Here is a 15,548-nt window from a genome sequence, read left to right as displayed (position 1 = left end):
CCCCCGGAGTGCCGGGAGTGCGGGTTCGACGACTTCGACGACCCCGTGAACGTGCCGTCGCGGTGTCCCGAGTGCAAACACGAGGCGTCGAGGAGCCCGCGTTGTCGTCGAACCGAGCGCGAGCAGCCTCGTGAGCGCGGACGGCTACGTCGGCGTCGGCGGCAGCCTCGACCTCGACCCGCGGGTCCACTTCGTCGCCGAGACCGAGCGCGCGGCGTACTACCGGGCGGGCGTCTACGACCGCTACACGGGCGACGGGTGGGTGCGGACCACCGACGTCGGGGCGGCGACGGACCCGTCGCGACCGGCGAGCGCGTGCGCCAGCGAATCACCGCCGAGCGCACGCTGGACGTGCTGCCGTCGGTCGCCGTCCCGCAGTCCGTCGAGGGCGTCGACGCGGACGTCGAGGACGGCGGCCTGCTGATGAACGGTCCGACGCTGCGGCCGGGCGATTCCTACGTCGTCGAGAGCCGGCGGCCGGTCGGCGAGAACGCCAGCCTCGCGAACGCGACCGGGGAGGCCCCCGACCGGGTCGCGGCGACGTACGGGCAGCTGCCGGACAGCACGGACGACCGCGTGGTCGACCTCGCGGCGTCGCTGACCGACGGCGCGGAGTCGAACTACGAGCGGGCGGCCGCCATCGAGCGCTGGCTGGAGGCGAACAAGGCGTACTCGCTGGACGCGCCGCGGCCGGACGGCGACCTCGTCACCGAGTTCGTGCTCGGGGACGCGCCCGGCTACTGCACGTACTTCGCGAGCGCGATGGCGGTCATGCTGCGCTCGCAGGGCGTGCCCGCGCGGTTCGTCACCGGGTTCACGCCCGGCCAGCAGGTCGCCGACGACGAGTGGGTGGTCCGGGGGCTGGACTCCCCACGCGTGGGTGGAGGTGTACGTGCCCGAGAACGGGTGGGTGCGCTTCGACCCGACGCCGAGCGGCGAGCGCACGAGCGCGGAGCGCCAGCGGGTAGCGGCGGCCCGCGAGAACGGGACCGACGGCGTCGACGCGGCGGGCAGCGAGGACGACGCGCTGGCGACCGCGAGCGAGCCGACCGCGACGACGGCGGCCGACGACGAGACGACGAGCGCGGACGGCGAGTCGACCACGCAGCCGGACCGACGTGGGTACGTCGGCGACCTCGAGGGCGTGAACGCGGGCACGGCGAACGTGACCGCGCCCGCTGCGCCGGAGAGCGGCGGGCCGTCGCTCCCGCCGGCGTCGACGTTCGTGGTCTGGGGCGTGCTCGCGCTCGGCGCGGCGGCGGGCGCGCGGTACTCGGGGCTCGCGGCGCGCGCGTACCGGGCGGTGTGGCTGCGGTGGCTGCCCCGCGGCGACCCCCGGAGGGAGGTCGAGGGGGCCTACGAGCGCGTGGAGTACCTCCTCGAACGCCGGCACCGCGAGCGCGACCGCGGAGAGACGGTCCGCGCGTTCCTCGCGGACGTGCGGGCCGACGACCGCGCGCGCCGCGTCGCGGACCTCCGGGAACGCGCGCGGTACGCGGGCCGCGTCGACGCCGCGGACGCCGCCGAAGCGAAGCGACTCGCGCGGTCGCTGGCCGCCGAAAACAGCCGCCTCCCCGGCCCTCGGCGATAGTGTTTAATAGGCGGATTTCGTACGCACACGTGTAATGTCTGAGGTGTGCTCGACGTGCGGGTTGCCCGAGGAACTCTGCGTCTGCGAAGACGTCGCCAAAGAGTCCCAGCAAATCGAAATCCGCATCGACGAGCGACGCTACGGAAAGGAAGTTACCGTCATCGAAGGATTCGACCCCAACGACGTCGACCTCGACAGCCTGTCGTCGGACCTCAAGTCGAAGTTCGCGTGCGGCGGCACCGTCGAGGACGGCGAAATCGAACTCCAAGGCAACCACTCGGGGCGCGTGGAGGACTTCCTCCGCGACAAGGGCTTCAACGTCGCCTGACCCGCGCGTCGACGGCCACCACTTCTCGCAGCGCTCGCGTCGCAGCCTGTTGAACGTCCAGTGAACAGCGCCGCTAGAACGGAGATTCGGTCGTCTCGGTGTCCGGCCCCTCGTCGTCGCTGGTCTCGACGTCGCCCTCCCAGCCGGTGATGCCCTCGGCGAGGCTCTCGACGCGGGCGTCCTCGTCGAGGCCCTCGTAGGACTGGATGAGCCGCGCGGCCTGCACGCTGGCCTGCCCGTGCGGGCAGACGGTGACGACGCGGTCGGCGCCCTCGAGGCGGTCGACGGACTGCGGGAGCTCGGCGAACGGGATGTTCTCGCTGTCCGGGATGTGGCCGCGCTCGAAGGCCGCCCGAGGGCGGATGTCGACGACGCGGACGTCCTCCCCGTCGTCGAGGAGCGCTTCGAGTTCGTCGGCGGAGATCTCGCCGTCCATGTCCGTCCGGTGGGTCCGTGCGGAGTTACGGCTTGCGGTCGGGGTACTCGGACGCGGCCGCCACAACACCGGAGGCGTCTCGCGTGCTAACGTGGCACGTGAAGCGAACGACCCTCCGCACGCCGATGCGCGCGGCGGGCCGCGAAACGGGCGAGCGGGACGGCGAGCACGACCACCCGGTGCTCGCCGCCGCGGTTCAGAGGTAGCCGTCCGCCCGCGCCAGCAGCAACCCCTCGATGGTGGCGTCGTTCGCGGGCGGCTCGCGCGCCACCGACAGCGCGTCCTCGACCGGGACGCGCTCGACGGAGAGGAACTCGTTGTCGTCGAGGTCCCGCCCGACCTCCGTGAGCCCCTCCGCGAAGACGATGCCGCGCTGGTGGCGCAACACCCCGGTCGCCGTCCAGAACGACTCCACGAAGCGGACGTCGTCGGCCTCGTAGCCCGTCTCCTCGCGGAGCTCGCGGCGGCCCGCCGCGACGTACGACTCGCGGTCCGGGGAGGGAGCGACGTCCTCGGTCGCTTCACTCGATTCTTCTACTATCCCCGCGACGAGCTCCATGCACTGCTCGCGTATCGTCGGCCGATACTGGTCGACGAACAACACGTCCCCGTCGTGGACGGCGACGACGACGACCGCGGGCGGGAGTGCCGCCCAGTAGTAGTCCTTCAGCGAGCCGTCGGGCTGTTCGACGCGGTCGTAGCCGCCGTCGTACCAGCTCGTCTCGTACTCGGTGACGGAGTCGACGACCGGCCAGTCGTGGTCCTGCACGGGCGGCCGTACGCGCCCGGCCACAAAGCCTCTCGGGGAGTCGGCCCGGGGACAGCCTTATCCCGCCGAAGAGCCGACCACCACGCGAGATGAGTGGGGGAGAGCTCTCGAGGACGGCCGGGCGCTACCTCAGCGCCATCCTGCTGGTATCCGCCCGCGAGGGGCGCCCAGCGAAGACCGGGGAGGTCGCCGACCGGCTCGACGTCGACCCCGCGACCGTCACCGAACGCATGGCCGACTTCGCGGAGCGCGGGCTCGTCGACTACGAGCGCTACGAGGGCGCGACGCTCACCGGCGACGGCGAGACGGTCACGCGCGAGCTCATGTGGAAGCGGTGTCTCGTCGAGAACTTCACGACCGACGACCTCGGGCTCGACGGCGCCGACTCGGATTCCATCGGCGGGGCGCTCTCCGAAGAGGCCGCTCGCGCGCTGAAACGCCACATCGACCACCCCTGTACGGGGCGGTGTTCGGCGCCGGACGCGGACTTCGCGGAGTGCTGTCCGGACTACCAGGTCTCCCGGTAGTCAGAGCGCGGGCTCGTAGAACTCGCTGAACGCGATGCGGCGCAGCGTCGCGACGGCGGCGTCGGGCTCGTTCTGGAACGTCGTCGCGACCAGCGCGTCCGCGAACGGGACGTAGTGCCACGCGGCGTTCTCGACCTCGCTGCTCCCGTTCTCGCGGACGTCGACGTCCGGGCGGTCGGCCTTCGCGGCCTCGAACTCCTCGTAGTCGCCGACCTCGACCTGCAGGAGCGACGCGAACATCGCTTCGCGGGCGGCGCCGACGACCTCGCCGGTGACGCGCTCCTCGTACTCCTCCTTGGAGAGCTCCATGGCGCGTGCGACCTCGCGGGTGACTGTCTGTGCGGCCGGCCCGACGCCCTCGAAGCGCTCGCGGACCTCGCTCTCGGTCTCCGGCGCGAGCACGCCACGCGTCTCTGTCATACCCGAGGAGTCGGGTTACACGCCCTACTGGGTTTCGGAGTCGTCGTCGGGGTCCGCGACCGAGGACTCCCGCAGCTGCTCGGTGAGCTCCCGGGCGTCGTCCAGAATCGCGGCGGCCTCCCCGGAGAGGTCGGCCTCGCCCGTGCGCTCGACTGCCGGCATCTCGTGGCCGTGGGGTTCGGTCACCGCCTCCGTCTCGGTCTCCTCGGCGTGTTCGGTGACCTCGGGCGCCAGCGACTCGGGGTCGCGGTCGGCCCAGTCCGGGACGGTGTCGTCCAGCCACGCCTCGTGGTCGCCGCCGCGGACCAGCGCCGTGAACGCGAGGTGGTTCGCGAGGTGTTCGCCGTCGGCCTCCTCGGCGCCACAGACCGGACACTCGTAGCCCATACCGGCGAGTGGGGCTACCGCCTAAAACGAGTCACGGTCCTCGAGGTTCGCGACGAGCACGTAGGCGTCCTCGCCGTCCGAGTAGTACTGGGGGAGCGTGCGCAGGTACTCGAAGCCGTGGCGCTCGTAGAGCCGCATCGCGGCGTCGTTGCTCTGCCGGACCTCGAGTTTCGCGCTGCGGACGCCCTGCCCGGCGAGCGCGGCCAGCGACCGCCGGAGCAGCGCCGCGCCGATGCCCTGCCCGCGGGCCGCCGGGCGGACCGCGATGTCCTTCACGTGGCCGAGGGGCTGCCGGTGGTTCGGGATGGTGTCCGCGACGACGAACCCCGTGATTTCGCCGTCCGCGGCGACGGGGCCGCCGGTCTCGCTGACGAGGAACGCCGGCGTCCCCACCTGCCGCTCGAACGCCGAGTACGGCCACGGCTGGTCGAACACCTCCTTCTCGATGTCGAAGACGTCCAGCAGGTCCGCGCGGGCCGCCCGTCGGATGGCCGTCTCGGCGGCCGGCGGTGCAGCGGTCGTCACGGAGTCACGTACGGCGACCGCGGGTAAAGGCGCTACGGCCTCGGCGCCGCCGCTGGTCGAACGGAGAAGAAAAACGGGGAGCGTAGAGCGTCAGTCGTCGGCGGGGCTCGCGGCGCCGCTGTCGCCGTGGCGCTGCTTCGTCAGCGAGAGCTTCCCGCCGGCCGCGAGCGTGCGGCGCTCGCGCTCGGAGGCGTCGAGGTAGGCGGTCGCCTCCCAGTCGTCGTTCACGCGGATCGTGAACTCCTCCTGGCCGGACTCGACGCCGCGCGGGCGTCGTCGACGATTTCGACGTCGTCGCCCTGCTCGATGCGCTCGTAGGTGTCCTCGTCGATGGTGAGCGGAATCAGGCCGAAGTTGAAGAGGTTGGCCTTGTGGATGCGCGCGAAGCTCTGTGCGAGCACCGCTTCCACGCCGAGGAACATCGGGCACATCGCCGCGTGCTCGCGGGAGGAGCCCTGTCCGTAGTTCTCGCCCGCGACGAGCACGCCGCTGTCGGCGGCCTTCGCGCGCTCGGCGAACGTGTCGTCGATGCGCGAGAGGGTGAACTCCGAGAGCCGCTCGATGTTCGAGCGGTACTTGAGGATGTCGGAGGTCGCCGGGATGATGTGGTCCGTCGTGATGTTGTCGCCCATCTTCAGGAGCGTCTCGCCGGAGACGTCCGCGTCGATGGGGTCCTTGACGGGCACGCTGGAGATGTTCGGGCCCTTGATGAGCTCGTCGTCGATGGCCTCGTCGGGCGTGATGATGTCCGGGTCGTCGGCGCCGTAGCCCGCGGAGTACTTGTCAGCGAGCTCGAAGCCGGGCGCCTCGAGGTCGCCGAGTTCGTCGGCGAGGTCGCGGGGGTCGACGATCTCGCCCTTGAGGGCGGCCGCGGCCGCGACTTCCGGCGAGCAGAGGAACACGGAGTCGTCCTCGATGCCGGAGCGGCCCTCGAAGTTCCGGTTGAACGTCCGCAGCGAGACGGAGTCGGAGGCTGGAACGTGGCCGATGCCGATACAGGCACCACAGGTCGCCTCGCTGAAGTTGACGCCGGCCGCCATCATCTCGGCGGTCCAGCCCTCGCGGGCGAGCATCTCGGAGGCCTGCTTGGAGCCGGGCGCGACGATCATCTCGGTGCCGGCGTTGATCTGGCGGCCCTCGAGCATCTTCGCGGCGGGGAGGATGTCCTCGTAGCCGCCGTTCGTACAGGAGCCGACGATGACCTGTTCGACCTGCTCGCCCGCGACCTCGCGGACGGGCACGACCTCGTCGGGCATCGACGGCTTCGCGATGAGCGGTTCGAGGTCGGAGAGGTCGACGACGATCTCGTCGGCGTACTCGGCGTCCTCGTCGGGGCCGAGGTCGACGAACTCGTCCTCGCGGTCGAACTGCGCGAGCCACTCCTCGGTCTTCTCGTCGGTCGGGAAGATGGAGGAGGTGGCGCCCAGTTCGGTGCCCATGTTCGTGATGGTGGTGCGCTCGGGCACCGAGAGCGTCTCCACGCCCGGACCCGTGTACTCGAGGACCTTGCCGACGCCGCCCTTCACGGAGAGGCGACGGAGGAGCTCGAGGATGACGTCCTTGGCGGTGGCCCACTCGGGGAGCTCGCCTTCGAGGCGGACGTTGACGACTTCCGGCATCTCGACGTGGTAGGCGCCGCCGCCCATCGCCACGGCGATGTCGATGCCGCCGGCGCCGATGGCGAGCTGGCCGAGCCCGCCGGGGGTCGGCGTGTGGCTGTCCGAACCGAGGAGCGTCTTGCCGGGCGCGGCGAAGTTCTCCTTGTGGACGTTGTGGCAGATGCCGTTCCCGGGGCGGGAGAAGTACGCGCCGTAGGTCCCGGCTGCCGAGCGCAGGAAGCGGTGGTCGTCGGTGTTCTTGAAGTCGAACTGATAGGTCTGGTGGTCGCAGTACTGAGCCGCGAGCTCGGTCTGGACTTCGTCCATCTCGAGGGCTTCGAACTGCAGCCAGACCATCGTCCCAGTGGTGTCCTGGGAGAGCGTCTGGTCGATCTCGATCCCGATTTCCTCACCGGGCTCGAGTTCTCCCTCGACGAGGTGGTCGTCGAGGATTTTCTCCGTAAGCGTCTGTCCCATAGCGTCCAAAGATGGCCCTTCGATGATTATAAATCCCGCGTGTTTCAGGACCTCTGCGTCCGCCTAATACGCGCCCTAAGTCCTTAATTGTGCCACGTGAACGACCACCACGGGTAGCGGCGACCGACAGAGCATAGGGCCGCGAGCGCGACGGTCGCCGCATGTACGAGAGCGGCGCGTTCGTCGCCGAGCACGTCGACCCGGTCGCCGACGACCAAGTCCAGCCGAACGGCGTCGACCTCACCGTCGAGGCCGTCCTCGAGCAGCGCGAGCCCGGCCGCATCGGGCGCGACGGGAAGACCATCGGGGACCGGGAGCCGGTCGACGACGGCGCGGAGACGTTCGTCCTCCGGCCGGGCGGCTACGTCCTGCAGTACGCCGAGACCATCTCCATCCCCGAGGACCACGTCGGCTTCCTCTACCCGCGCTCGTCGCTGATGCGGAACTCCTGCATGCTGAACACCGCCGTCTGGGACGCCGGCTACACCGGGAAGGGCGAAGGGCTGCTGGAGGTCCACCACGAGGTCGAACTCGAGCGCGGCGCCCGCGTCGCCCAGCTCGTGCTCGCCGACGCCGAGCACGCCGACACCTACGACGGCAGCTATCAGGGCGAACGCACCTGACGGAGCCCGTACTTTTTGGTCCCCGGCCGCGAGCACCAGCGTATGCACTCGCTGCGAGCCGCCGGCGTCGCCGTGACGGCCGTCGGCGTCGCGGGCTACGTCGCCGGCACCGCCGTCGCGTACCCCGGTCGGGCGTTCAGCATCACCGCGCTCATCGTCGGCCTCACGCTGCTGAGCATCACGAGCGGCCGGGAGGTGGCGGCGTGACCGTCGACTGCGTCGTCTACGCCGCGGACGGCCTCGCGGAGTGGACCGACCTCGCGGCCGCGCGGGACGCCGCCGGGACGACGTGGGTCCGGGTCACCGCCCCGACGGACGCGGAACTGGACCGGGTGACGGAGGCCTACGACCTCCACTCGCTGGAGGTCGAGGACGTGCTCGGGCACGTGCGCCCGAAGACCGAGGAGTACGACGAGCACACGTTCGTGCTCGTGAAGGCCGCGACCCTGCAGGGCGGCGACGTCGCGTTCGCGGACGAACTCCGCGTCGAGCAGGCCGGGCTGTTCGTCGGCGACGACTGGCTTGTCACCCTCGAACCCGAGCGCGTCGCCGCCCTCGACGAGGTCTGGGAGCGCGTCCACCGCGAGGAGCCGCGGCTGGCGTCCCGCGGCCCGGACTTCACCGCGTACCGGTGTCTGGACGGCGTCGTCGACGGCTACTTCTCGATTCTCGACGACATCGAGGACGACATCGAGGCCGTCGAGGACGAGGTCGTGGACGCCGCCGGCGACGACGTCCTCGAACGCATCAACGACCTCCGGCGGGACCTGCTGTCGGTGCGCCGGCTGCTGTGGCCGACCCGGGAGGCCGCCGGCGCGCTCGCGCGCGGCGATCCCGAGCAGATCGGCGAGGACGCCGAGAAGTACTACCGGGACGTCTACGACCACCTCGTCCAGCTCGTCGACCTCGTGGAGACGTACCGCGACCTCACCAGCGGCGCCCGCGACGTCTACCTGAACGCGCTGTCGATGTCGACCAACGACGCGATGAAGAAGCTCACCGTCGTCGCCACCGTCATCCTCCCGCTGACGTTCGTCGCGGGCGTCTACGGCATGAACTTCGAGCACATGCCCGAGCTCGGGTGGCGGTACAGCTACCCGGCGGTGATGGTCGGGATGGCGGCGATGGCGGCGATACTGGTGGCGTACTTCCGGCGGGAGGACTGGGTCTAGGGCCGGCGGACGTCGTCGAACAGCTCCGCGAACGTCGCGCCGACGTGTCGGGGCTGGTCGGCGGTGTCGAGGCCGGCGACGACGCGACCGTCGTTGGCCGCGGCGCAGGACGTCAGGGCGTGCGCGAACCGGAACGCGGTCTCGGCGTCGGTCTCGTCGACCAACACGGAGAGGTCGTCGACGTAGACGGTCGTCTCGTCGTCCCACGCCGAGAGGTAGTCGTTGACGAGCACGCCGACGGTGCCGACGTCGTCGACGTCCGGGACGGTCTCGACGGCGGCCGCGCCGGTGGCCGGGAGGTCGGTGGCGGCGCCGTCCGACGCGGCGGCCGACCGGGAGTGTTCGCCGACGCTCACGACGGCGGCCCGGTCGGCGTCGACCGACAGCCCGTCCAGCCAGCGCTCCGCGGCGGTGGCGTAGGCGACGCCGAGGACGTTCGACGACTCGGCGTCGACGTCGGTGGGCGACGCGTCCGCGCCCGCGACGAGAACGTGCGGCGAGCCGGTCCCGGCCCCCTCCCCTCCTATTCGCATTCAGTTGATAATCTCGTTGCTCCGACATAAGCGTTGACATGTGTTCCCGCGCGACGGGGGGTCAGTGGTCCCCACCGCCACACTTTTCTCGGCAGCGCACTCGTTCGCAGTATGCGGCTCAAGGAGTCACTGAAGAGCAGTTTTCTGGCGGGCGTGGTGCTGGTGGCGCCGCTGGTGGCGACGCTGGTCATCCTCCGGTTCGCCACGAACCTGCTGGCCGGCCAGCTCCAGCCCATCGTCGAGGGGACGCGGCTCGCGCAGTACACCGCCGACAACTACCTGCTCGCGCAGCTGGTCGCGCTCGCGGTGTTACTCGTCGCGGTCACCGTCGTCGGCGCGTTCGCCAAGCGCCCGTTCGGCCAGCGCGTGTTCGGGCGGACCGGCCGGCTGGTGAACTTCGTCCCGGTCTTCCGCACCATCTACGGCAGCGTCAAGCAGATGGCGAACTCCGTCTCCACGCGCAGCTCGGACTTCGAGTCCGCCGTGTACGTCGAGTACGAGCGCGACGGCCTCTACCGGCTCGGCCTGCAGACCGGGGAGAGCCCGCGCGACCTCGCGGACGTCGCCGGCGAACCCGCGCGCAACGTCTTCGTCCCGGGCAGCCCGAACCCCACGCAGGGCGCGCTGTTGCTCGTCCCCGAGAGCCGCGTCTACGACGCCGACCTCAGCGTCCGCGCGGCCATCCGCATCCTCATGACGACGGGGATGGCGGACGGCTCGGGCGGCGACGCCATCGAGCTCGACGAGGACGAACTCGCCGCCATGGGCGCCGTCGCCAGCGACAACGACCGCTGACCCGCGGCTGCGCGGCGAAACCTTCACAAGCCAGGTCCCGCCTACCCGTAAACTGACGCACATGCCGGCCCGGAACGACTCGGGACTCACGTCCCTGGACGTCGGAGCGATGCGGGACGCCGTCGAAGCCACCGTCGACGGGACGCTGCGGTCGCTCGTCGAGTTCACCGCCGACGACTTCGCGCTGGTGTACGCCGACGACGTCACGCGGTCGTTCTACGACGACGAGGCGCACATGCTCGACCACTTCGAGGAGATTCACTCCTACGTCCACATCGACTTCACCGAGACCGACTTCTTCACCGACCGCCTGTTCCCGGTCGCGGACGACGTCCGCTACCACGCCACCAGCCTCGACGCGTTCACGCTCGTCCGCGTCTACTTCGACGACGAGGGGCTGTTCGTCGCGCTCGACAACGACGAACCCGTCGAACCCGTCGTCGCCGCCGTCGAGGACGTCCACGCGAGCTGAGGGCGGCGAGCGCCCGGTCAGTACACCAGTTCGCCGGAGATGAACTTCCGGGTGCGCTCGTCGGTCGGGTCCTCGAAGATCGTCTCGGTCGGCCCGATCTCGGTGAACCCGTCGCCGAGCAGCACGCCGACGCGGTCGGCGATGCGCTCGGCCTGGTGCATGTCGTGGGTCGCGACCACGACGCCGATGCCGCGGTCGCGGGCCTCGGCGACCGCCTCCTCGATCAGCCCCGTGTTCCGCGGGTCGAGGTCGGAGGTCGGCTCGTCGAGCAGGAGGTACTCCGGCTCGTACGCGAGCGCTCGCGCGAACGAGACCCGCTGGGCCTCCCCGCCGGACAGCGAGTTCGCTGCCTGGTCTAACTTCTCGCTCAGGCCGACGATGTCGAGGGCGTCCTCGACGGACGCCGGTGTCTCCGTCGAGCCGACGAGCGTCCGGAGCTGGTCGCGCAGCCGGTCCTTCCACCCCTGTCGGACGCGCAGCCCGTACTCGACGTTCCGTTCGACGGTCGCGTCGAACAGGCTGGCCTCCTGGAACACCATCCCGACCTGGCGCCGGAGCGCGAGCCGCTGCTCCTCGCCGACGTCCCACACCGCGTCGCCGTCGAGTTCGACCCGCCCGTCGTTCGGCTGGAGGAACAGCGCGAGCACGCGCAGCAGCGTCGTCTTCCCGACGCCGGAGGGGCCGATGATGCCGACCACCTCGCCCCGGTCGACCGACAGCGACACGTCGTCGACGACTCGCTCGTCGCCGTAGCTGTGGGTGACGTTCTCGAGCCGGATCATCGGTTCATCGCTCCCTCGTCACCGAGCCGGACGACGATCGCGTTCACCGTCAGCACGAGCGCGACCAGCACCGCGCCCAGGATCATCGCGGTGTCGTACTGGCCCTGCCGGGCCTCGAGCTGGATGGCGGTCGTCAGCGTCCGCGTCTGGGAGATCCCGTCGGCGCTGGTGATGTTCCCGCCGACGATGAGCACCGACCCGACCTCGCTGATCGCGCGGCCGAACCCCGCGAGCACGGCCGTGGCGATGCCGTAGCGGGCCTCCTTGATGACCACGAGCGCCACGTCGAGGCGGGTGCCGCCGAGCACGCGGGCGGCGTCGCGGACGTTCTCGTCGACGCTCTTCAGCGCCGCGAGGCTGATCGCGGTGATCGGCGGCGTCGCCAGCACGAACTGGGACATGATCATCGCCTCCTTCGTGAAGATGAGGTCCGCGGCGCCCAGCGGCCCCTGGTTGGAGACCATGAACAGCACGACCAGCCCGACGACGACGCTGGGGAACCCCATCCCGGTGTTGATGACCGACTTCACGAACTGCTGGCCCGGGAAGTCGGTGAACCCCATCACCAGCGCCACGGGGATGCTGAACAGCGTGCTCAGCGCGACCGCGGTGCAGCTGACGTACAGCGAGACGACGATGATGCTCCGGACGTACCCCTCCTGGAACGGGGTCTCGACGAACAGCGGGAGCAGTGCGACCGGGTCGAGCGGCACGGTTACTCGCTCGAGGAGTCGCTACTCCAGCCTTCCGGAACGTACTGCTGGAAGTCGGGGTCCTCCGACAGCGCACGCGGGAAGAACAGCTGCTCCCCGTTCATCGTGTAGTCCGCGATGGCGTCCTGGGCGCCGGGGCTGGTGATCCAGCCGATGTACGCCATCGCGAGGTCGTAGTTGGCGTTGCCGTGGACGGCGGGGTTGACCGCCATGATCCCGTAGGGGTTCTCGAGCAGCTCCGGCCCGCCCTCGATGGGGCCCTGGACGAGAATCGTGAGGTCGATCTCCGAGCGCTGGGAGATGAACGTCCCGCGGTCCGAGAGCGTGTAGGCGCCCTGCTGGTTCGCGTTGTTGAGCGCCTCGCCCATCCCGGCGCCGATCTCCTGGTACCAGTCGCCGCCGGGCTCGACGCCCGCCTCCTCCCAGATGTTGAGCTCCTTCGTGTGCGTGCCGGAGTTGTCCCCGCGGGAGACGAACGCCGCCTGCTCCTCGGCGATGGTGGCGAACGCCTCCGCCGCGGAGTCCATCCCCTCGATGCCCGCCGGGTCGCTCTCCGGCCCGACGATGACGAAGTCGTTGAACATCAGGTCCCGGCGGTTGATTCCGTAGCCGTTGCGCATGAACTCGTCCTCGAGGCCGCGCGCGTGGACCATCACGATGTCCGAGTCGCCGTTGCGGGCCGTCTCCAGCGCCGCACCGGTCCCCTGCGCGACCGCGTCGACGGTGACGCCGTACATCTCCTCGAACTGGGGGTGGATTGCGTCCAGCAGCCCCGTGTCGTAGGTGCTCGTCGTCGTCGTGAGCGTCAGCGTCTGCCCGGCGACGTCCGGCTGGTCGCCGCTGCCGCTGCCGCCCGTAATCTGGCTGCAGCCGGCGACGCTCGCGACCGCGCCCGTGCCCAGTGCTGCGAGGAACTTCCGTCGTTGTATCGGCATGGGTACAGCGATGGACTCGCCGCACATATAGATTGTCCAACCTGAGTGAACGGAATCGGTCACGTCGACCGGGGAAGTCGGGGCGCGTCGAAATGCAGAGGGGTAACGAATCGCCGGAAAGTACCGGTCCGCCGTTTGCCCGAATCCGAGCAGTCACCCTGAGGGGTTACGTCCCGGCGGACAGCACAACAGTTACAGTTCGACTCGCGTACCGTGCTCGCATGAGCGATGGGTCAGTCCCGAAGCTCGTCGTCGACGAGCGCGTGGTCGTGGCGGTGACCGTAGCGGGGATTCTGGCCGTCTGCGCGGCCGCCTACCACGCGGGCGAGACCGGGAGCTGGATGCCGCTGTCGGCGGCCTCCATCGCGCTCGGCCTCGTCGTCCTGTTCGTCACCGCCGAGGAGTGAACCGCCCAGACTAGTCGTTCCGCGCATGGGCGCGTCGCCGGCCGGTGCGAGTTCTGTGAGGAGCGGGCGCGGAGAGGGCCAGTGCGCTGTGAGAACCGAGATGCCGACTATCGGAGGAAGCGCGGCATCGCTCCGTCCGCAGTCATGGGAGTCCCCGAAGGTATATCTAACCGCCCGCGCGGTACACACGTATGTCAAACCGGGAGGACGGGAAACCGGACCTGACTCGTTCCTGTTCGCTCTCTCGCCGTCGCGCGCTCGCGCTCGGTGCAGCGGCGATGGGCGGGCTCGCGGGGTGTAACAGCGTATCGACGAGTGGAGAGCCCTCAGCGACGGAAGCAACCGACGACGACTACGAGCGCACCATCACGGTTCGAGACGTGTCGATAGATACCGTCGAATTTGATGCACTCCTCTTCGAGAGTATCACCGAACACGACGAGGTAGAGGTTACAGTCCGGGCCTACACGAGTCCGAACCTCGACCGCGAAAATCAAACACAGGTCGGCGAAGCGACCGTCACGCAATCGAAAGAACTGGAGACGCACTCGATAGACTGGGACCTCCCGCTCGGGTACGCGCAGAACCTGCGATTCACCGTCGAGATGTTGTCGCCCGAAGCAGAATCGGAGGAAGCCGTCACCACCGAATTCTCGTCCACTGAGCGAGAGCGAGAGCCGGAGACTGAGAGACCCAGAGAGACTATCGTCCCGTTCTACAACGCCGCCAGAGACACGGAGATGGTTCTGCTAGAGCCCCCAGCGACACCGGAAGGCGACTGGGCGTACTCCGACCCGTTCTACAAGACGGACTTCTGGTTCGACTCCCCCGACGAGAGCCCGTTCAACACGCCCGAGGTCCCCGAAGACGAGTACGACCGGGACTGGTACGACTACCGGAACATCACGATGACAGCGCTCATCCGGTTCCCCAATTACGAGAACATCACCGAATTCGAGGGGTCAGCGGAGGACGTGCCGACCCACTCGCCGGCCTTCGATTGGGCGGTCGTCAATCTTGACCTCGACGCGTGGGAACTCGTCGAGGCCGTCCGCTGGAACTCCCGTGCAACGGGACGGATCGAAGACGGCGAGATGGACGCAAGTGGTGTCGACGGGGTCGAGTACGCTGGAAGTAATAGCAATTCTTCGCTCGAGCTCCAACTCGACGCGTCGTCTCAGACCGACCCGTATACTGCCTATATAATCACTCGACACGCCGGAGGCCAAGGCCAAACAAATCCCCTTCGTATGAGTGGGTCCCGTCCGTTCACGATTCGAGCCGCCGAGGAACTGGAGGCCGCGTTCGACAATCCGAGCTTCGACACGCTCGAATACCGGGACTACCACAAGGCCCTCGCCCTCCAGGTCTTCGTCGGCGAGCATCCGTTCGGGTTTGCGACGGGCAGCTACACGAGCACTCCCGAGGAGACCGTGAACAAGTGGTACAAGATCAGTACGGGTCAAGGGGAGTCGTCCGGTAACTGCCAAGACGCGACGGCGATGTACGGTGGAATTGCGGTCCACCTGCTCGACTCGACGTACGGCATCGTCGGCATGCAAGGAAACGTTGGCTACCACATCATGGGCGGCTTGCTCGACCTGGAGAAGGCGGAACGACCGTACGAAGTCTGGCCCGAACACCCCTCTCTGCTAGCGTCTGGTGTATTCACGTTCGAGACCGACTACGGAACCGTGAGCCCCGTCGAGTGTACCTATCCCGACCCGACAATCGGCTGGAAGAGCTCTGACGGGAGCGATTACGAACTGCTGTCGTATCTTGCAAATACGAGTGTCCAATCCCAACTCCTGCTCAACGAGTCTCACGAACCGGACGTTAACGGGGAGCTCAGAATGTCTGCTCAAGATCCAATCATTCAGTGGGAGCTCCAGACCACAGAGTACGCCGTCATCGACGACATCGAGGACTTCCGCGCGTCCTGACTTGCTCGGCCAGTAGCTACTGTCTCTCGAATTACCGACTAGTCGCGTTCGTCACACCACTGAGAAGCGGGCGCGAAGGGATTTGAACCGGAGGAAGACGTTCCTGCTCGCCTCG

General features: G+C 68.9%; 20 protein-coding genes and 3 pseudogenes. 13 read left to right on the top strand and 10 right to left on the bottom strand.

The features are described 5' to 3' along the window. Nucleotides 1–130: 130 nt before the first annotated feature. The 4 genes and pseudogenes from GJ634_RS02935 (at nucleotide 131) to yciH (ending at nucleotide 1,919) form a co-directional block, all read left to right on the top strand. Entirely contained in the window at nucleotides 131–424 is a 294-nt protein-coding gene (locus GJ634_RS02935) for a hypothetical protein (protein ID WP_157500424.1), read from the top strand. Between the two features lie 152 nt (nucleotides 425–576). Continuing rightward, a pseudogene (locus GJ634_RS16850) lies at nucleotides 577–774 on the top strand (transglutaminase domain-containing protein); the annotation flags it as partial. A 79-nt stretch (nucleotides 775–853) separates the two neighbouring features. Then, nucleotides 854–1,591, top strand: a pseudogene (locus GJ634_RS15840) (transglutaminase-like domain-containing protein); the annotation flags it as partial. Nucleotides 1,592–1,625: 34 nt separating this feature from the next. Beyond that, nucleotides 1,626–1,919, top strand: a complete 294-nt coding sequence (gene yciH, locus GJ634_RS02925) for a stress response translation initiation inhibitor YciH (RefSeq protein WP_058980746.1) — start codon at nucleotides 1,626–1,628, stop codon at nucleotides 1,917–1,919. Nucleotides 1,920–1,992: 73 nt separating this feature from the next. Here the strand turns inward: yciH and GJ634_RS02920 are convergent, their stop codons facing one another. Continuing rightward, nucleotides 1,993–2,355, bottom strand: a complete 363-nt coding sequence (locus GJ634_RS02920) for a rhodanese-like domain-containing protein (protein ID WP_157500422.1) — start codon at nucleotides 2,353–2,355, stop codon at nucleotides 1,993–1,995. 83 nt (nucleotides 2,356–2,438) lie between these two features. Here GJ634_RS02920 and GJ634_RS16355 point away from each other — a divergent pair, with 83 nt between their 5' ends. Further along, nucleotides 2,439–2,561, top strand: coding sequence for a hypothetical protein (locus GJ634_RS16355; RefSeq protein ID WP_269449508.1), 123 nt, complete (start codon nucleotides 2,439–2,441; stop codon nucleotides 2,559–2,561). Here the strand turns inward: GJ634_RS16355 and GJ634_RS02915 are convergent. After that, nucleotides 2,552–3,124, bottom strand: coding sequence for an NUDIX hydrolase (locus tag GJ634_RS02915; RefSeq protein ID WP_331713967.1), 573 nt, complete (start codon nucleotides 3,122–3,124; stop codon nucleotides 2,552–2,554). The two genes, GJ634_RS16355 and GJ634_RS02915, sit on opposite strands and share 10 nt — an antisense overlap. 89 nt (nucleotides 3,125–3,213) lie before the next feature. On the opposite strand from GJ634_RS02915, the gene GJ634_RS02910 reads away from it, so the two are divergent. Continuing rightward, nucleotides 3,214–3,651: a metal-dependent transcriptional regulator gene (locus GJ634_RS02910; RefSeq protein WP_157500421.1), complete on the top strand. Its 438-nt coding sequence runs from the start codon at nucleotides 3,214–3,216 to the stop codon at nucleotides 3,649–3,651. On the opposite strand, the gene GJ634_RS02905 is transcribed toward GJ634_RS02910, so the two are convergent. The 4 genes and pseudogenes from GJ634_RS02905 to GJ634_RS02890 form a co-directional block, all read right to left on the bottom strand. Beyond that, nucleotides 3,652–4,071, bottom strand: a complete 420-nt coding sequence (locus tag GJ634_RS02905; RefSeq protein WP_157500420.1) for a DUF5809 family protein — start codon at nucleotides 4,069–4,071, stop codon at nucleotides 3,652–3,654. 24 nt (nucleotides 4,072–4,095) lie between these two features. Beyond that, nucleotides 4,096–4,458, bottom strand: a complete 363-nt coding sequence (locus GJ634_RS02900) for a DUF5810 domain-containing protein (protein WP_157500419.1) — start codon at nucleotides 4,456–4,458, stop codon at nucleotides 4,096–4,098. Nucleotides 4,459–4,479: 21 nt separating this feature from the next. Then, on the bottom strand, nucleotides 4,480–4,983 hold the full coding sequence (gene rimI, locus GJ634_RS02895) for a ribosomal protein S18-alanine N-acetyltransferase (protein ID WP_331713966.1): 504 nt from the start codon (nucleotides 4,981–4,983) through the stop codon (nucleotides 4,480–4,482). A gap of 90 nt (nucleotides 4,984–5,073) precedes the next feature. Further along, nucleotides 5,074–7,058 (bottom strand): annotated as a pseudogene (locus GJ634_RS02890) (aconitate hydratase). Between the two features lie 161 nt (nucleotides 7,059–7,219). On the opposite strand from GJ634_RS02890, the gene GJ634_RS02885 reads away from it, so the two are divergent. Genes GJ634_RS02885 through corA form a run of 3 tightly spaced genes read left to right on the top strand, consistent with a single transcriptional unit; the run spans nucleotide 7,220 to nucleotide 8,853 of the window. Beyond that, nucleotides 7,220–7,681, top strand: a complete 462-nt coding sequence (locus tag GJ634_RS02885) for a deoxyuridine 5'-triphosphate nucleotidohydrolase (RefSeq protein WP_157500418.1) — start codon at nucleotides 7,220–7,222, stop codon at nucleotides 7,679–7,681. 42 nt (nucleotides 7,682–7,723) lie between these two features. Continuing rightward, nucleotides 7,724–7,888, top strand: a complete 165-nt coding sequence (locus GJ634_RS15295) for a hypothetical protein (RefSeq protein ID WP_197425369.1) — start codon at nucleotides 7,724–7,726, stop codon at nucleotides 7,886–7,888. Then, nucleotides 7,885–8,853, top strand: coding sequence for a magnesium/cobalt transporter CorA (gene corA / locus GJ634_RS02880; protein ID WP_331713965.1), 969 nt, complete (start codon nucleotides 7,885–7,887; stop codon nucleotides 8,851–8,853). The genes GJ634_RS15295 and corA overlap by 4 nt, the downstream gene beginning before the upstream one ends. On the opposite strand, the gene GJ634_RS02875 is transcribed toward corA, so the two are convergent. Next, entirely contained in the window at nucleotides 8,850–9,386 is a 537-nt protein-coding gene (locus GJ634_RS02875; RefSeq protein ID WP_157500417.1) for a hypothetical protein, read from the bottom strand. The genes corA and GJ634_RS02875 overlap by 4 nt on opposite strands. A 111-nt stretch (nucleotides 9,387–9,497) precedes the next feature. On the opposite strand from GJ634_RS02875, the gene GJ634_RS02870 reads away from it, so the two are divergent. Both GJ634_RS02870 and GJ634_RS02865 read left to right on the top strand, forming a co-directional pair. Further along, nucleotides 9,498–10,181 (top strand): DUF502 domain-containing protein, encoded by a 684-nt coding sequence (locus GJ634_RS02870; protein WP_157500416.1) that lies wholly within the window; start codon nucleotides 9,498–9,500, stop codon nucleotides 10,179–10,181. A 61-nt stretch (nucleotides 10,182–10,242) separates the two neighbouring features. Next, the gene (locus GJ634_RS02865) at nucleotides 10,243–10,653 is read left to right on the top strand and encodes a hypothetical protein (RefSeq protein WP_157500415.1); all 411 of its coding nucleotides are present in this window, start codon (nucleotides 10,243–10,245) and stop codon (nucleotides 10,651–10,653) included. Nucleotides 10,654–10,670: 17 nt separating this feature from the next. Here the strand turns inward: GJ634_RS02865 and GJ634_RS02860 are convergent, their stop codons facing one another. Genes GJ634_RS02860 through GJ634_RS02850 form a run of 3 tightly spaced genes read right to left on the bottom strand, consistent with a single transcriptional unit; the run spans nucleotide 10,671 to nucleotide 13,083 of the window. Then, entirely contained in the window at nucleotides 10,671–11,435 is a 765-nt protein-coding gene (locus tag GJ634_RS02860; protein ID WP_157500414.1) for an amino acid ABC transporter ATP-binding protein, read from the bottom strand. Then, the gene (locus tag GJ634_RS02855; protein ID WP_394350867.1) at nucleotides 11,432–12,148 is read right to left on the bottom strand and encodes an ABC transporter permease; all 717 of its coding nucleotides are present in this window, start codon (nucleotides 12,146–12,148) and stop codon (nucleotides 11,432–11,434) included. Before GJ634_RS02855 ends, GJ634_RS02860 begins: the two co-directional genes overlap by 4 nt. 2 nt (nucleotides 12,149–12,150) lie before the next feature. Next, nucleotides 12,151–13,083, bottom strand: a complete 933-nt coding sequence (locus tag GJ634_RS02850) for a substrate-binding domain-containing protein (RefSeq protein ID WP_157500413.1) — start codon at nucleotides 13,081–13,083, stop codon at nucleotides 12,151–12,153. A 221-nt stretch (nucleotides 13,084–13,304) separates the two neighbouring features. Between GJ634_RS02850 and GJ634_RS02845 the strand changes: the two genes are divergently transcribed. Beyond that, a complete protein-coding gene (locus GJ634_RS02845) occupies nucleotides 13,305–13,490 on the top strand; it encodes a hypothetical protein (protein ID WP_157500412.1) in 186 nt (61 codons plus the stop codon). A 191-nt stretch (nucleotides 13,491–13,681) separates the two neighbouring features. Beyond that, nucleotides 13,682–15,433 (top strand): hypothetical protein, encoded by a 1,752-nt coding sequence (locus GJ634_RS02840; RefSeq protein ID WP_157500411.1) that lies wholly within the window; start codon nucleotides 13,682–13,684, stop codon nucleotides 15,431–15,433. Nucleotides 15,434–15,548 lie beyond the last annotated feature (115 nt).

The organism is Halobacterium sp. CBA1126, assembly GCF_009741975.1.
Lineage (GTDB): Archaea > Halobacteriota > Halobacteria > Halobacteriales > Halobacteriaceae > Halobacterium.
The sequence above is the reverse complement of the archived record's forward strand: the minus strand, read 5'-3'. Positions and strand labels throughout refer to the sequence as shown.

Excerpts from the sequence above, each read along its gene's own strand:
- yciH (WP_058980746.1), top strand. The coding sequence starts at position 1,626 with ATGTCTGAGGTGTGCTCGACGTGCGGGTTGCCCGAGGAACTCTGCGTC.
- GJ634_RS02920 (WP_157500422.1), bottom strand. The coding sequence starts at position 2,355 with ATGGACGGCGAGATCTCCGCCGACGAACTCGAAGCGCTCCTCGACGAC.
- GJ634_RS02910 (WP_157500421.1), top strand. The coding sequence starts at position 3,214 with ATGAGTGGGGGAGAGCTCTCGAGGACGGCCGGGCGCTACCTCAGCGCC.
- GJ634_RS02905 (WP_157500420.1), bottom strand. The coding sequence starts at position 4,071 with ATGACAGAGACGCGTGGCGTGCTCGCGCCGGAGACCGAGAGCGAGGTC.
- GJ634_RS02900 (WP_157500419.1), bottom strand. The coding sequence starts at position 4,458 with ATGGGCTACGAGTGTCCGGTCTGTGGCGCCGAGGAGGCCGACGGCGAA.
- GJ634_RS02885 (WP_157500418.1), top strand. The coding sequence starts at position 7,220 with ATGTACGAGAGCGGCGCGTTCGTCGCCGAGCACGTCGACCCGGTCGCC.
- GJ634_RS15295 (WP_197425369.1), top strand. The coding sequence starts at position 7,724 with ATGCACTCGCTGCGAGCCGCCGGCGTCGCCGTGACGGCCGTCGGCGTC.
- GJ634_RS02875 (WP_157500417.1), bottom strand. The coding sequence starts at position 9,386 with ATGCGAATAGGAGGGGAGGGGGCCGGGACCGGCTCGCCGCACGTTCTC.
- GJ634_RS02870 (WP_157500416.1), top strand. The coding sequence starts at position 9,498 with ATGCGGCTCAAGGAGTCACTGAAGAGCAGTTTTCTGGCGGGCGTGGTG.
- GJ634_RS02865 (WP_157500415.1), top strand. The coding sequence starts at position 10,243 with ATGCCGGCCCGGAACGACTCGGGACTCACGTCCCTGGACGTCGGAGCG.
- GJ634_RS02860 (WP_157500414.1), bottom strand. The coding sequence starts at position 11,435 with ATGATCCGGCTCGAGAACGTCACCCACAGCTACGGCGACGAGCGAGTC.
- GJ634_RS02850 (WP_157500413.1), bottom strand. The coding sequence starts at position 13,083 with ATGCCGATACAACGACGGAAGTTCCTCGCAGCACTGGGCACGGGCGCG.
- GJ634_RS02845 (WP_157500412.1), top strand. The coding sequence starts at position 13,305 with ATGAGCGATGGGTCAGTCCCGAAGCTCGTCGTCGACGAGCGCGTGGTC.
- GJ634_RS02840 (WP_157500411.1), top strand. The coding sequence starts at position 13,682 with ATGTCAAACCGGGAGGACGGGAAACCGGACCTGACTCGTTCCTGTTCG.